The following is a 13,539-nucleotide window of genomic DNA, read 5'->3' as shown; positions in this document are numbered from 1 at the left end:
TGTCGGTCATGGCGGCGCTCAGTCCTGCCAGAAGTGCTTGCGGCCTTCCCGTTCGGCCTGGCGACGGGACTTGCCGATATCCTCGAGCTGGTGATCATTCAGCCCGAGTAGCGTGCGCCGCGAGGCCTGGCGCTGGCTTAGGTAGCGAAGCCGCTGGCGCAACTGGCCATAGCGTTTGGCGAGCTGGGCAAGAGATAAAAGCGGGGGCCTGACGAGAAGCCTTGGGCGTTGGGCGAGGCGCATGGCAAATCTCCGAAGTCGCTTGTCGATGTTGACCACCACCAGCTTATGATTGGCGCGACTTGCCATACAGATATAGAGAGTTTAAAAGTTAACCATACAGATGCCGAGAGTAAGCCCTCTGTATGGCTGGGGAGTGGCCTATCTGTATTGACGACCTGGTGACGTGGAGATAACTGTCATGACCCGCTATGCGCAGCTGGCCGGCGAGCTTCGTCGACGCATCGACGGCGGCATCTATCGCGGGGGAGATCGGCTGCCGTCGATCCGCGCGCTGTGTCGCGAATTCGCGGTCAGCATCTCTACGGCGCAAACCGCCTACGCGCGGTTGGAGGATGCCGGGCTGGTCGAGGCGCGGCCTAAATCGGGGTTTTTCGTACGTTCGCAGCCAGCGCCAACGGACCTGCCGGCGGTGACGCGCCCAGCACAGCGGCCGCTGGATGTCTCGCGCTGGGACCAGGTCCTGGAACTGGTGGAGCGTCACCCGCCAGACGATGAAGTGCTGCTGTTGGGACGCGGTATCCCCGATCTCGCCTGTCCGACCTTGAAGCCGCTGCAGCGCCTGCTGGCCGAGCGCTACCGGCACGCCAGCGGCCAGGATCTGAACTACGATGCCCTGGCCGGGAGTCTTGCCCTGCGACAGCAGGTCGTGCGGCTGATGGCGGGCGCGGGCAGTCTGCTGCACCCCGATGACGTGTTGATCACCAGCGGCTGCCAGGAAGCGCTGTCGATTGCCATTCGTACGCTGACCGAACCAGGGGACGTGGTGGCGGTGGATTCGCCAAGCTTCTACGGCACCATGCAGATTCTGCAGGCCAATGGCCTCAAGGCGCTGGAAATTCCCACCGACCCTTGTACCGGCATCAGCCTGGAGGCGCTGGAGCTGGCGCTTGAACAATGGCCGATTCGTGCCATCCAGCTCACCCCGACCTGCAACAACCCGCTTGGCTATACCATGCCAGAGGAGCGTAAGCGTGCCTTGCTGGCGCTGGCGCAACGCTTCGATGTGGCGATCATCGAGGACGACATCTATGGCGACCTGGCCTTCGACACGCCACGGCCAAGAACGATCAAAGCCTTCGACGACGATGGCCGAGTGCTGCTGTGCAGTGGTTTTTCGAAGACGCTGATGCCCGGGCTGCGGGTGGGCTGGATCGCGCCGGGGCGCTATCGCGATCGCGTCCAGCACATGAAGTATGTCTCGACCGGTGCCTCGGCGACCTTGCCGCAACTCGCCATCGCCGACTTCATTGCCAAGGGCTGCTATGAGCGCCACCTGCGTGCGGTGGTGACCCAATACCGCCGCCAACGGGATCTGATGATCAGTTGGGTGAGGCGCTATTTTCCCGCCGATACCGGCATCAGCTACCCTCAGGGCGGCTTCCTGCTGTGGCTGGAGTTGCCCGGTGGCATCGACTCGATGCGCCTTAACGAGCGTCTAGTGCCGGCCCGGCTGCGCATCGCCCCCGGATCGCTTTTTTCGGCCTCGGGGAAGTATCGCGATTGCCTGCGCCTCAATTATGCCTCGGCCCTGACGCCGACCATCGAGGCCGCTTTGCGCCGGGTCGGTGAAGAGGTGACAAGGCTCTATGTCGGGGTCGGTGACAGGGCCTTGGCCTGACGCATCGCACCGGTGGGTAGCGGCCGGTTTCGTGGGGCTTATGCTGGCCGGAACCTTCCTCTACACTCACCTCTCATATACGCATGCCGTTTTCTGACGCGCGGGGTAGTGTGGCCAATGCTGGGTTTCCTGCAGGGATTTTCCTATGGGCTCTTTCTCACCAGCCTGGTGTGGCTGATGCTGGGGGTGATTCGCCCCGAACTCGGTGATCCCGCTACACCGCCGCGGCGCTGGGCGGTGATAGTGCGCTATGCCTTCGTAGCGCCCAGCCTTGCAGTGTTTCTGTGGCTGACATCGCTATGGGGTGGCTTTTCACCGAGCCTGGGTGGCTGGCTTGCCGGTCTCGTGGGGATTGCCGTCGAGGTGCCCATGGAGCGGCGCTGGCGCGGCTGGCTGGCCCGCCGTCGCCAGAACCGGGAAGCTCAGCAGCGAAGCGCAGAGGCCGCCCGGCGTCAGGCCAGCGAGCGCCAGGAAACCGGCGTTCAGACCCTAGATCCCGAGCACCCTCCGGCGGATGCCGACGACCTGGTGTTGTCTCTGTGCCGTGCCAAGCAGGCGCTGCTCGAGGTGAATCGCAGTGACCATGCGCCCCAGGCCGACCGCCTCTACAGCCGCTATCGACACGTGCTCGGCGTGCTGGGAAACCGTTTCGAAGTCGGCGAGCTGGCCTACGAGCGCGCTCGTGGCCTGGTCACCCAGGTGTGTCTGGGCGCCATCGACAACCTGACGGCCATGGCCTACCAGGCAAGCGGCATATCGGGGGTGGATGCCGCCTACGTCAAGCGGCGGCTCGCCCGTGACGGTGCCAACCTGACCGTCGAGGAGCGCATCGCGCTCAAGCGGCGCCTGGCGCTGGTCGAAGATACCGAGCGCCAGCTACGCCAGTTGGCGGCGCGCAACGAGGCCGCCCTGACGGCCCTGGATGATGCTGCCGTGGCGGTGGCCCGGCTGCGCACCGACAAGCCACAGGCGAGCCTTGCCGCCGAGCAGGCCTGCGCCGAACTCAAGCGCTTCGTCGAGGGCGCCGAGCGCTATGAGCGCAGCCGATGAGGGCTTGAGTAACTCAAGTAAGCGCTAGAGCAGGATACGCTAGGCCCCGCACGACCGCGGCGCTGCCAGTGGGACGCCGTCATGAATTGGGCTAGGGTGAAGGGCATTCCAACCCGAGGAACGCAACGATGAGCGATGAATCTGCGGACGGCTTCTCGCGCCTGTCGCTGCCGCCGGTGGAAGTGATCGAAGCCGAGCTTCGCCAGCCTCACACCGGCCAGCAACCAGGTGAAAGAGACAAAGACACTGCGCCTGCCTCTGAAAAGGTGCCCGCTGGCACAGTCAGCGAAGCGCCTGATGACGGGGCCAGCGATGCATTCGAGGCCGACATCGACTCGGAGCTTGCCTCGCTGGCGTCTGACTTCGTGGAAGAGGTGCTCGCCGATGAGGGCGCGGCGAGCCGTCAGCGCCAAGCCGTCGATGAGATGGGCCTCTCCTTGCAGCGTCAGGCGGCCCATTACAGCAGCATGCTCAATGCACCGCTGCGACAGCTTGCCGAGCAAGGCGAGGACGGTGGCCCGGTGGCGCGGGCACTGACCGACCTTCGGGATCGTATGGGGCGCCTCGACCCGCAACAGCACCGCTTGAACCCCGGCCGCTTCGACCGCCTGCTCGGCGCCCTTCCTGGGGTCGGCAATCGCCTGCAGCGATACTTCCAAAAGTTCGAGACCGCCCAGGAAGCAATCGACGCCATCATCGGCGAGCTCGAGGCGGGCCGGGACCGGCTGCAGCGCGATAACCTGACCCTTGGCGATGACCAGTCCAGCCTGCGCGAGATTCATCATCAGCTGGCGCGCCAAGTGACGCTTGGGCGCCTGATCGATCGGCGTCTGCAGGATGCCTTGCCCAAGGCCGGCGACGATCAACAGCGTCGCTTTATCGAGGAAGAGCTGCTGTTTCCGCTGCGTCAGCGCATTCTCGACCTGCAGCAGCAGTTGGCGGTCAGCCAGCAGGGCGTGCTGGCCCTCGAGGTAATCATCCGCAACAACCGCGAGCTGATGCGCGGCGTCGACCGAGCCATCAATGTCACCGTTTCGGCGCTCAGCGTAGCCGCCACGGTGGCGCTGGCACTGGCCAATCAGCGGCTGGTGCTGGACCGCATCGAGTCCCTCAATGCCACCACCTCCGACACCATCGCTGGCACCGCCCGTGCGCTGCGCCAGCAGGGGGTCGACGTCCAGAAACGGGCCGCCTCAGCGACATTGGACATGGGCTCGCTCGAGCAGGCCTTCGGCGATGTGATGGCCGCGCTCGATGATCTTGCCCGCTATCGGCAGGAAGCCTTGCCCGAACTTTCAGCCCAGATCGAACGTCTGGATGGCCTGGCCCGCGACGGCGAGGCGGCCATCGAGCGCCTGGAACGTGGTGAGCCGGATTTGTTTGCCACCGACTCAGGCGATAGGGCGAGCGAGGCGGGCAGCGACGAGCCAGACCGCAAGCCGGGCTGATGGCCGCGGCCGCAGAGTGAAACGTGAAGAGGGGGTAGAGGAGGGCAGAGCAGAGTAGGGCTGAGCGGAACAGTGGGCAGAGACGTGAGCGGTAAAAACAGCACCGCCATCAAGCCCGCCGTCTGTCGCGGGGTGAGCTATGCTGCTCTGTGACGAGTTCTCTGGGTCATGGCCGGCGCCATCGCGGTGCGGCGCCCGAGCCGTCCCGGGCCGAGTGCCCAAGAGAGACGCAAGCCATGCTCACCCCCAAGCAGATCTTCGTGGTGGGGCTCAACGACTTCAATCGTGCCCGGCTCGAGCAGTTGCCGGGAGCCAAGGACTGCGAGTTCCACGGCGTCATCCCGCCTGCCGATGTATACGACACCGAAGTCTTTGATATAGCCGATATGCTGTCCCGGGCCGGTGACGAGTTGGATGCCTTCGATGGGCCTATTGACGCCATCATCGGCTATATGGATTTTCCGGTATCGACCATGCTGCCGATTCTGTGTCGGCGCTTTGGCACCCGCACCACCAGCCTCGAAAGCCTGCTCAAGTGCGAACACAAGTTCTGGAGCCGGCTGGTGCAGCGCCAGGTGATTCCCGATGCCATTCCCGCCTTCACCGCCATCGACCCCTTCGATGATCAGGCGCTGGATGTCATCCGCTCGGCGGGGCTCTACTTTCCCTTCTTTCTCAAACCCATCAAGTCCTCCGGATCGCGGCTCGGCTTTCGCATCGATAGCCCCGAAGACTTCACGCATGCGATCGAGCGGTTACGCGAGGACATCGGCCTGATCGCCACGCCCTTCAATACCGTGCTCGAGCATGCCTTGCTGCCCCCGGAGATCGCGGCGGTAGAAGGCCACTTCTGCATGGCCGAGGAGATCATTGGCGGCTGGCAGTGCACCGTGGAGGGCTATGTCTTCGAGGGCGAAGTGGTCAGTTACGGCATCGTCGACTCGCTGCGCTATCCCCAGGTGCTGAGCTTCTTCCATTACCGCTACCCGTCGCAGTTGCCTGCGGAAGTGCAGGCACAGATGAAGGACCTGACCGAGCGGGTGATGACCCACATCGGCTACGACAACGCCGCCTTCAACATCGAGTATTTCTGGGACGAGGTGCAGAACCGGGTCTGGCTACTGGAGATCAATACCCGCATCTCGCAGTCCCACTGCGATATTTTCGAGAAAGTCGATGGCATCAGTAACCAGCAGGTGAGCCTGGACCTGGGGCTGGGCCGGCGCCCGGCGATGCCGTATCGCCAGGGTGAATTCCCGATCGCCGCGTTGTTCTTCTACCGCGTCTTCTTCGTCGATGCGCGGGTGACGCAGGTGCCCAGCGAGGAGGAGCTTGCCGCGCTGAAGGCCGAGTTCCCCGGCACCCTGATTACCCTTCAGGTAGCGCCCGGCCAGCAGCTCTCGAGCATGCCCGAGCAGGACGCCTACAGCTTTGCGCTGGCCTGTATCTGGATGGGCGGCCAGAGCGCCGAAGAGCTACTTTCGAACTACGAGAGCCTGTCGTCACGGCTCAACTTCGCCTTCGAGGACGTCGTCGGTTGAGCCGTTGCGATCCATCAGGGCTTCAGTCTCCATTTCTCGGCGACGCCTCTCGGGGACACGCTTGGCCAGAGAACCGTGCATTCCTCAATGGCGAGCACAGAGGTGGCAGGAGCTTTGATGAAGTAGCAGGAACATCGATGGAAAAAATAACATAAAAAATAGCGAAGAATAGAGAGGGACGTTCATGCACATCGTGACCCAGTATGCGCGGGAGGTCTTCGAAGAGGAGACCTGGATTGGTCTTGCCGATGGCACTCAGCTGGCCGTCAGGATCTGGCGGCCGGTGGATGCCGACAGTGACCCGGTGCCGGCGATTCTCGAGTACCTGCCGTATCGCAAGCGCGATCTCACCGCGGCTCGCGATGTGCAGACGCATCCTTACTGGGCGGGGCATGGTTATGCCGGCGTGCGGGTGGATATCCGCGGCAGCGGCGAGTCTGACGGCGTGCTGACCGACGAGTATCTTCAGCAGGAGTTGGACGACGGCCTCGAGATTCTCGACTGGCTCGAGCGCCAGCCCTGGTGCACCGGTGACGTCGGTATGGTGGGCATCTCCTGGGGCGGCTTCAACGGCTTGCAGATCGCCGCCCTGCGCCCGCCACAGCTCAAGGCGGTGATCACGCTGTGTTCCACCGATGACCGCTTTGCCGACGACGTGCATCACATGGGCGGCTGTTTGCTCGGCGATAACCTGTCCTGGGCCTCGACCATGTTCGATGGCAATGCCAGCCCGCCGGACCCGGCCTTGGTCGGTGAGCGCTGGCGCGAGATGTGGCATCAGCGCCTCGATGGCAGCGGTCTGTGGCTTGCTACCTGGCTCGAACATCAGCGCCGCGATGACTACTGGCGTCACGGCTCGGTATGCGAAGACTTCTCCGCCATTCAGTGTCCGGTCTACGCCATCAGTGGCTGGGCCGACGGCTACTGCAATGCGGTCTTTCGTCTCCTGGCCGGGCTCAAGGTGCCACGCAAGGGCCTGGTCGGGCCTTGGGCGCACAAGTATCCCCATCTGGGCGTTCCCGGGCCTGCGGTGGGATTCCTTCAGGACGGCCTGCGCTGGTGGGACCACTGGCTCAAGGGCAAGGACACCGGGATCATGGACGAGCCGATGCTGCGGGTCTGGATGCAGGAGTCGACGCCACCTTCGGCGCGTTACGAGCAGCGCCCCGGTCGCTGGATCTCCGAGCCCGCTTGGCCGTCGGCGAACATCATCGAAACGCCCTTCCGGCTGACCTCGGGCCACGACCTCTTGCCTGCAGAAGTGCCTACCGAGGTGCGGGCTGAGCAAGACCCGATCATAGAAGCGCTTTCCGAACGGGAGCAGGGCATCGACGACACGCCGCTGACGATTCGCTCGCCGCTGTCGGTGGGCCTCTATGCCGGCAAGTGGTGCTCGTACAATGCGCCCCCCGATCTGCCCCATGATCAGCGCGATGAGGATGGCGGCGCCTTGATCTTCCAGACCGAGCGGCTCAAGGCCCCGCTCGAGATCTGCGGCCAACCGGTGGTCGAGCTGGAAATCTCGGCCGACCAGCCGGTGGCCATGCTGGCGCTGCGCCTGATCGATGTGGCCGACGATGACAAGGCCACGCGGGTCTCCTACGGGCTGCTCAACCTGACCCACCGCGACAGCAACGAGTCTCCCGAGCCGCTGACCCCCGGGCGGCGCTACCGGGTGCGTGTGTTGCTCAAGCACATCGCCCAGCAGTTCCCGGTCGGGCATGCCATCCGCCTGTCGCTTTCGACCAGCTATTGGCCACTGGCCTGGCCGTCACCGAAGCCGGTGCGGATGACCGTTTATCCTGCTCCGAGCCGCCTGTTGCTGCCCATGCGGGTGCCACGCCCCGCCGAAGAGGCGGCCCTTCCGGCGTTTGCCGACCCTGAAGCAGCGCCAGCCATTGCCAAGACGCTGATCCAGCCGACCCAGGAACACTGGCGGGTGATCCGTGATCTGGCCAATGACACGACGACGCTGGAGGTCATCAATGACGAGGGGAACTATCGTCTCGATGACATCGACATGGAGATTTCGGCACGGGTCACCGAGCGCTACCGCTATGCCTATGGCAGTTACGAAAGCGTCAGCGGCTGGACGGAATGGGAGCGCAGTTTCCGTCGCGGCGACTGGCAGGTGCGCACCCTGACGCGCACTCTGATGACCAGTGACGCCGACAATTTCCGCTTGCGGGCCACGCTGGATGCCTACGAGGGAGATACCCGAGTCTTTGCCAAGAGCTGGGATGAAACGATACCTAGGGATTTGGTCTAGTCTTGGTCTCGATCTTGTCTCTGACGTTGCCTTGAGACGCTCTGCAAAGTAATGTTTTGTAACATTTAGCGCATAGCCTGCCCGGGCTAGCCGACCGTCGAGGAGCTTTCTAGCATGTAAGAGTGACTAAATTGCGGGTTTTCTTGGTGGCGTGAACGTCAAAGTGGTGCCATCTTGTTCTGATACCATACAGTCTAGTGATTACACAAATTGTAACAATTTGCGCTCGGCGCATCTTAAGGATAAGACGATAAATCAAGGCAGGATGGACATGAGCAAGATCGATTATGCCGCGCTGCTGGCGCAGTCGACCGACCTGATCTGTGTGCTGGGGGCTGAGGGGCAAGTGCTGGAGGCCAATCCTGCGTGCATGATGGCACTAGGCCGTGACAAGGACGCTCTGGTGGGCGCGCCATTTGTTGACTTGCTGCATGCAGATGAGGCCGTGGCGTGCCGTGAAGCGCTGGTGAGCGTTGAGGCGTGCTCGTTTTTGGCCCGGTTACGAGCAGGCTCGGCGGTTCGCCTTTCCTGGCGCCTCACCCCATGGGTCGATGGCTGTCGACTCTGTGTGTCACCGCCGGTGATCGAGTCGTCACAGGCCACTAGTGTGCTGCTCACTCAACTGGCTCGCCATGTGCCTGGGGTCATCTACCAGTATCGTATCCGTGCCGATGGCAGTTCTCATTTTCCTTATGTCAGTGAGCGTTTCGAGGAACTCTTTGGCTTGCCTTCCTCCGTCGTCAAGGAAGATGCGTCGCCGGTCTTTGCCCGCGCCCATCCCGATGACCTGCCACAGATCATGGACAGCATCGAGCGAGCCTTTGACAGTGAGGCCCCATGGCACTGCCAGTATCGCTATTACCTGCCTGACGGTCGGATGCGCTGGCATGAAGGCAACGCCACCCTAACGTATCAAGTCGATGGCAGTCGGTTGTGTTACGGCTACATCAGTGACATCACCGAACGCCATGTGCTGGAACGGGCCCTTGAAGAAGAACGTCAGCGACTTTCCAATATCCTCAAGGGCACCCACGCCGGGTCCTGGGAGTGGAACGTTCAGACCGGCGAGCTGCTCATTAACGAGCGGTGGGCGGAGATCGTCGGCTACTCTCTCGCCGAGCTAGAGCCGATCAGCGCGGCCACCTGGGAACGCCTCGTGCACCCCGATGACCTGGCCAGAGCGTTCGAGTGCTTGAATGCTCATTTTCATGGCAAGCAGGAGTTTTACTCGCTTGAGTTCCGCATGAGGCATCGAGAAGGGCAGTGGGTTTGGGTGCTTGCTCACGGCAAAGTATTTCGCTGGACCTCGGATCGTCGACCGCTGATGATGGCCGGTATTCATCAGGAGATAGGTGACCGCAAGAATGCCGAGGCCGCCCTGCGGCGTCTGGCGACCACGGATAGTCTTACCGGACTGTGGAATCGACGTCATTTCATGCAGCACCTGGAGCAGGCCTTCGTTCGCTATAAGCGCTATGGCCAGTCCGCTGCGGTGATCCTGCTCGATATCGATCACTTCAAGAAGGTCAATGACGTCCATGGCCATGCGGCGGGGGACTCCGTCATTCAGCATACGGCTTACGTGTTGACTGACTGGTGTCGCAACCTGGATATTCCGGCACGCATTGGCGGCGAGGAATTTGCCTTGTTGCTCACCGATACCGGCGAAGATGGCGGTTACGCCCTCGCCGAACGCATTCGACATGCTCTGGAGGCTCTTGAAGTGCCCTTTGACGATATTGCACTGCGCATGACGGCCAGTTTCGGCGTTTCTGCCATGTCCAAGGAAGACGCGTCACACGAACAGTGCATGCGTCGCGCCGACCGGGCGCTTTATGCCGCCAAGCACGGTGGCCGCAACCAGGTGAAGGTCGACAAGGAACGAGCGTCCGGCACGGAGGACGCATGACCCTGGCCGCCGCCGCCACGCGCCCTATGTCGACGACTGCTTATGCGTCCCGCAAGGAGATCTTCGGCTGGGCGATGTTCGACTTCGCCAATCAGGCCTATACGCTGCTGATCATCACGGTGGTGTTTGGTGAGCTTTTCACTACCGTGATCGTCGGCGATCGAGGCGATGATTATCGCTTTGCCAACTTGCTATGGAGTGCCGCACTGGCGCTGAGCTATCTGATGGTAGTGGCCAGCGGGCCTGTCTGCGGTGCCGCCATGGACGTTTCGGCGGGCAAGAAACGTTTCCTGTTCATCAGCTACCTGGCCACCGTCGTCACCACGGCACTGCTGTATTTTGTGGCGCCGGGGTTCGTATGGCTCGGGGTCGTGCTGATCGTGCTCTCCAACTACGCCTACTCGATGGGCGAATCCTTCATCGCGGCCTTTTTGCCGGACCTCGGTCCCCCGGAAGCGCTGGGCCGGATTTCCGGTTTTGGCTGGGCGCTGGGCTATGTCGGCGGCCTGTTCGCCGCGGGTTTTACGCTGGTCGTGCTGGGCGAGGCCACTGCCGAGAATTTCGACCGCATCCGCTGGGTCGGGCCCTTCGCTGCCGGCTTCTTCCTGGTTACCGCCATTCCGACCTTCCTGTGGCTGCGGGAACGTGGCACGCCTCAGCGCCTGCCGGCGGGACAAGGCTATGCAGGCATCGCCTGGCGGCGGGTCGGCACCACCTTCCATGAACTCAGGCGCTTTCGCGATCTGGGCACCTTTCTGGTCTCGCTGGTGTTCTCGATGGCGGGGGTCTACATCATCATTGCCTTCGCTTTCATCTACGGCGCCCAGGTGATCGGCTGGGACACCACTACGCGCAACCTGATGTTCATCATCGTGCAGATCACTGCCGCCGCCGGGGCCCTGGGGTTCGGCGTGATTCAGGACCGGCTTGGCGCCAAACGCACCTACCTGCTGACGCTTTGTCTTTGGGTGCTGGCGATCTTCGCTATCTGGGCCACGCCGGAACTGACCGCCTGGCTCAATGCCTATTTGGGGCTTGGCTGGCAGCCTCAAGAACTGTTCCTGGTGGTGGGCTGCCTGGCCGGGCTCAGCCTGGGCTCCAGTCAGTCGGCCAGCCGCGCCCTGGTAGGGCTGTTGTCTCCGTCGCACAAGGCCGCCGAGTTCTTCGGCTTCTGGGGGCTGGCCAACAAGCTGGCCGGGGTGGTCGGCATCATAGGCCTGGGCCTACTGCAGTCGGTCGTGGGCCTGAAGGCCTCGATTCTGCTCTGCGCGGCGCTATTCGTGATGGCCATTCTGATCTGCTTGGCCGTCGACCAGAATCGTGGGTCTCGCGCCGCTCAGCAGTGGGAAGCCCGCGAGCTAGCGAGCCTCACGCCGACTAAAGAATCCTGATTTCAGGTCGATATCCCATCAGTATCTTATCTACCCCATCGGCTGAGAGCGTCAGGGCTCCAGCCGATGGGGTGAGTTCGTGCTGGTGATTGTCTCGCAGTGATGGGGAGAGATGGCACCGGCAATCGACTGATTTTCTGGAGCAACCCTTTTGTCCGAGTCCATCTCAGGCGTCACCACGACAGGCACCGAACAGGCACGCCTGCGCGAGCTCGAGGCTCTGAAACTGTTGGGCACCCAGGCCGAACAGCGGTTCGACCGTCTTACCCGATTGATCGCCGACGTGCTGGAGGCGCCGATCTGTCTGGTGAGCCTGCTGGATTCCGACCAGGTTTGGATCAAGTCGGCGGTCGGCATGCCGGCCGGTACCAGCCATCAACGTGACATCTTCCTGTGCCATCGAACGCTCAAGCAAGAGCCAGGGCAGGTGCTTTTGATGGAGGATGCTACTCAGGAAGTCGAGCTGGCCAGCAACTCCTTGGTAACCGGGCCGGAAGGCGTTCGTTTCTATGCCGGCCTGGCGTTGTATGGGCCGGGCGGCCTGCCCGTCGGCACCCTGTGCGTGATGGACCGCGTGCCACGGACGCTTTGCGAGGCAGAGCTACGGCGCCTGCGAGCCTTCGGCCAGCAGGTCGAGCATGAGATCACTATCACCGAGCGGCTTCGCGGCGCCAGCGACGATCTTCTCGATCAGGCATTCTACGATCCTGATTCGTCGCTGCCCAAGAAACTGCTGGGTCAGGAACAACTCCAGCGACTGGTCGACGCGGCGCAGGCTGAAGGCCGCAAGGGAGCGCTGGCGGCCGTGCATTTCCTGCACTTCGATGAGTTTCTCACCACCTACGGCCGCGAGGCCTTGAGCGAGGCGATATGGCTCTTCGCGGAGCGCCTGCGCCGCCTGGCAGGGCCGGGTGGCCTAGTGTCTCGGCCGGAGCGAGACAGCCTGATGGTGTCGCGCGCCGACTTCCTTACCCACAAGGAAGCCTTGCGCTGGGTGGAACGGGTGCATGAGGACGTCATCGTTCCGTATCCCGTTGGCGAAGGCCAGCGTTCGGCGCTGGTGGCCATCGGGGTCTGTGAGTTCGCAGGCGATGTCGCCAATGCCCACGAATTGATCCGGCGCGCCAACCTCGCCAAGGAGTCGGCACTGGGGCCTGGGTTGCGCCGTTACGAGGCCAAGCTGGATCAGCAGGTGAAGCGGCGTGATCAGATGAGCCGGGCCCTGATCAAGGCTCTGGAGAACGATGAGCTGGCGTTGCATTACCAGCCAATTCTCCGCGGCTGTGGGGGCCCGATGTTGGCCTGCGAAGCACTGGCACGCTGGCATAGCGAGGAATTTGGTTTTGTCAGTCCCGGCGAGTTCATCCCCCTCACCGAGGGAAGCCCTCACCTTTGCCGCACCTTCACTCGCTGGGTGCTGAATCAGGCCTGCCGTGCGGCACTTGAGTGGAACCTTGGCATGCCGCATCCGGTGGCGGTCACCATCAATATTGCCGGCAGTGAATTCTACCGCCAGGGCTTCGTGGCCGATGTGGAAGAGGCGCTGATTACGACCGGGCTAGCACGGGATCTATTAATCATCGAGGTCACCGAGCAGACCCTGATTCAGCATATCGATGATGCGGTCGGTACTCTGCACCAGCTGCGTTGGCGCGGTGTCCGCTGCGCTCTGGATGACTTTGGTACTGGCTATTCCTCGCTGAGCTACCTGCGCCAGCTACCCTTGGATATTCTCAAGATTGACCGCAGTTTCCTCGACAATCTGGCTGTCGACAAAACGGCTCAGGAGGTGACGCGGGGCATCGCCAATATCGGCAAAGTCCTGAAGATGGACGTTGTGGCAGAGGGCATCGAAACGCCGGAGCAACAGGCGGTGCTGCGTGATCTTGGCATTGAGCACATGCAGGGGTTTCTGTGGCACCGCCCCATGCCGCTGGATGTCCTCAGAGGGGCTCTCCAATCCGCCTGAGTCCGATAACCCATGACAGGTGAACGGCGCCTGGATGAGCGCGGCCGATGAAAGGGGCGAAAACTGTCTGGTCGCGGCCAAGGGTCCCTTGCTAGCATGTA

The 13,539-nt window shown here is 62.6% G+C and carries 9 protein-coding genes; 8 read left to right on the top strand and 1 reads right to left on the bottom strand.

Features of this window, described 5'->3' with window-relative positions; genetic code table 11:
- Positions 1-18 precede the first annotated feature (18 nt).
- Positions 19-243 (bottom strand): DUF1127 domain-containing protein, encoded by a 225-nt coding sequence (locus tag BLR71_RS10730; protein ID WP_139172612.1) that lies wholly within the window; start codon positions 241-243, stop codon positions 19-21.
- Between the two features lie 178 nt (positions 244-421).
- Between BLR71_RS10730 and BLR71_RS10725 the strand changes: the two genes are divergently transcribed.
- From BLR71_RS10725 to BLR71_RS10690, 8 genes are all read left to right on the top strand, one after another.
- Positions 422-1,861 (top strand): aminotransferase-like domain-containing protein, encoded by a 1,440-nt coding sequence (locus BLR71_RS10725; RefSeq protein WP_092525896.1) that lies wholly within the window; start codon positions 422-424, stop codon positions 1,859-1,861.
- Positions 1,862-1,978: 117 nt separating this feature from the next.
- Positions 1,979-2,911, top strand: a complete 933-nt coding sequence (locus BLR71_RS10720) for a cobyrinic acid a,c-diamide synthase (RefSeq protein ID WP_092525895.1) — start codon at positions 1,979-1,981, stop codon at positions 2,909-2,911.
- A gap of 128 nt (positions 2,912-3,039) precedes the next feature.
- On the top strand, positions 3,040-4,359 hold the full coding sequence (locus tag BLR71_RS10715) for a toxic anion resistance protein (protein WP_092525894.1): 1,320 nt from the start codon (positions 3,040-3,042) through the stop codon (positions 4,357-4,359).
- A 236-nt stretch (positions 4,360-4,595) separates the two neighbouring features.
- Positions 4,596-5,900 carry an ATP-grasp domain-containing protein gene (locus BLR71_RS10710; protein WP_092525893.1) on the top strand — a complete coding sequence of 435 codons (1,305 nt, stop codon included), beginning with the start codon at positions 4,596-4,598 and terminating at the stop codon, positions 5,898-5,900.
- 184 nt (positions 5,901-6,084) lie between these two features.
- Entirely contained in the window at positions 6,085-8,169 is a 2,085-nt protein-coding gene (locus tag BLR71_RS10705; RefSeq protein WP_092525892.1) for a CocE/NonD family hydrolase, read from the top strand.
- A gap of 271 nt (positions 8,170-8,440) precedes the next feature.
- Positions 8,441-10,078, top strand: coding sequence for a GGDEF domain-containing protein (locus BLR71_RS10700; RefSeq protein WP_175491658.1), 1,638 nt, complete (start codon positions 8,441-8,443; stop codon positions 10,076-10,078).
- Entirely contained in the window at positions 10,075-11,469 is a 1,395-nt protein-coding gene (locus BLR71_RS10695) for an MFS transporter (protein ID WP_245696420.1), read from the top strand. Before BLR71_RS10700 ends, BLR71_RS10695 begins: the two co-directional genes overlap by 4 nt.
- A 151-nt stretch (positions 11,470-11,620) precedes the next feature.
- A complete protein-coding gene (locus tag BLR71_RS10690; protein ID WP_092525890.1) occupies positions 11,621-13,438 on the top strand; it encodes a putative bifunctional diguanylate cyclase/phosphodiesterase in 1,818 nt (605 codons plus the stop codon).
- The last annotated feature ends 101 nt before the right edge of the window (positions 13,439-13,539 follow it).

The organism is Onishia taeanensis (genome assembly GCF_900100755.1).
Classification (GTDB): Bacteria; Pseudomonadota; Gammaproteobacteria; order Pseudomonadales; family Halomonadaceae; genus Onishia; species Onishia taeanensis.
The sequence above is the reverse complement of the archived record's forward strand: the minus strand, read 5'-3'. Positions and strand labels throughout refer to the sequence as shown.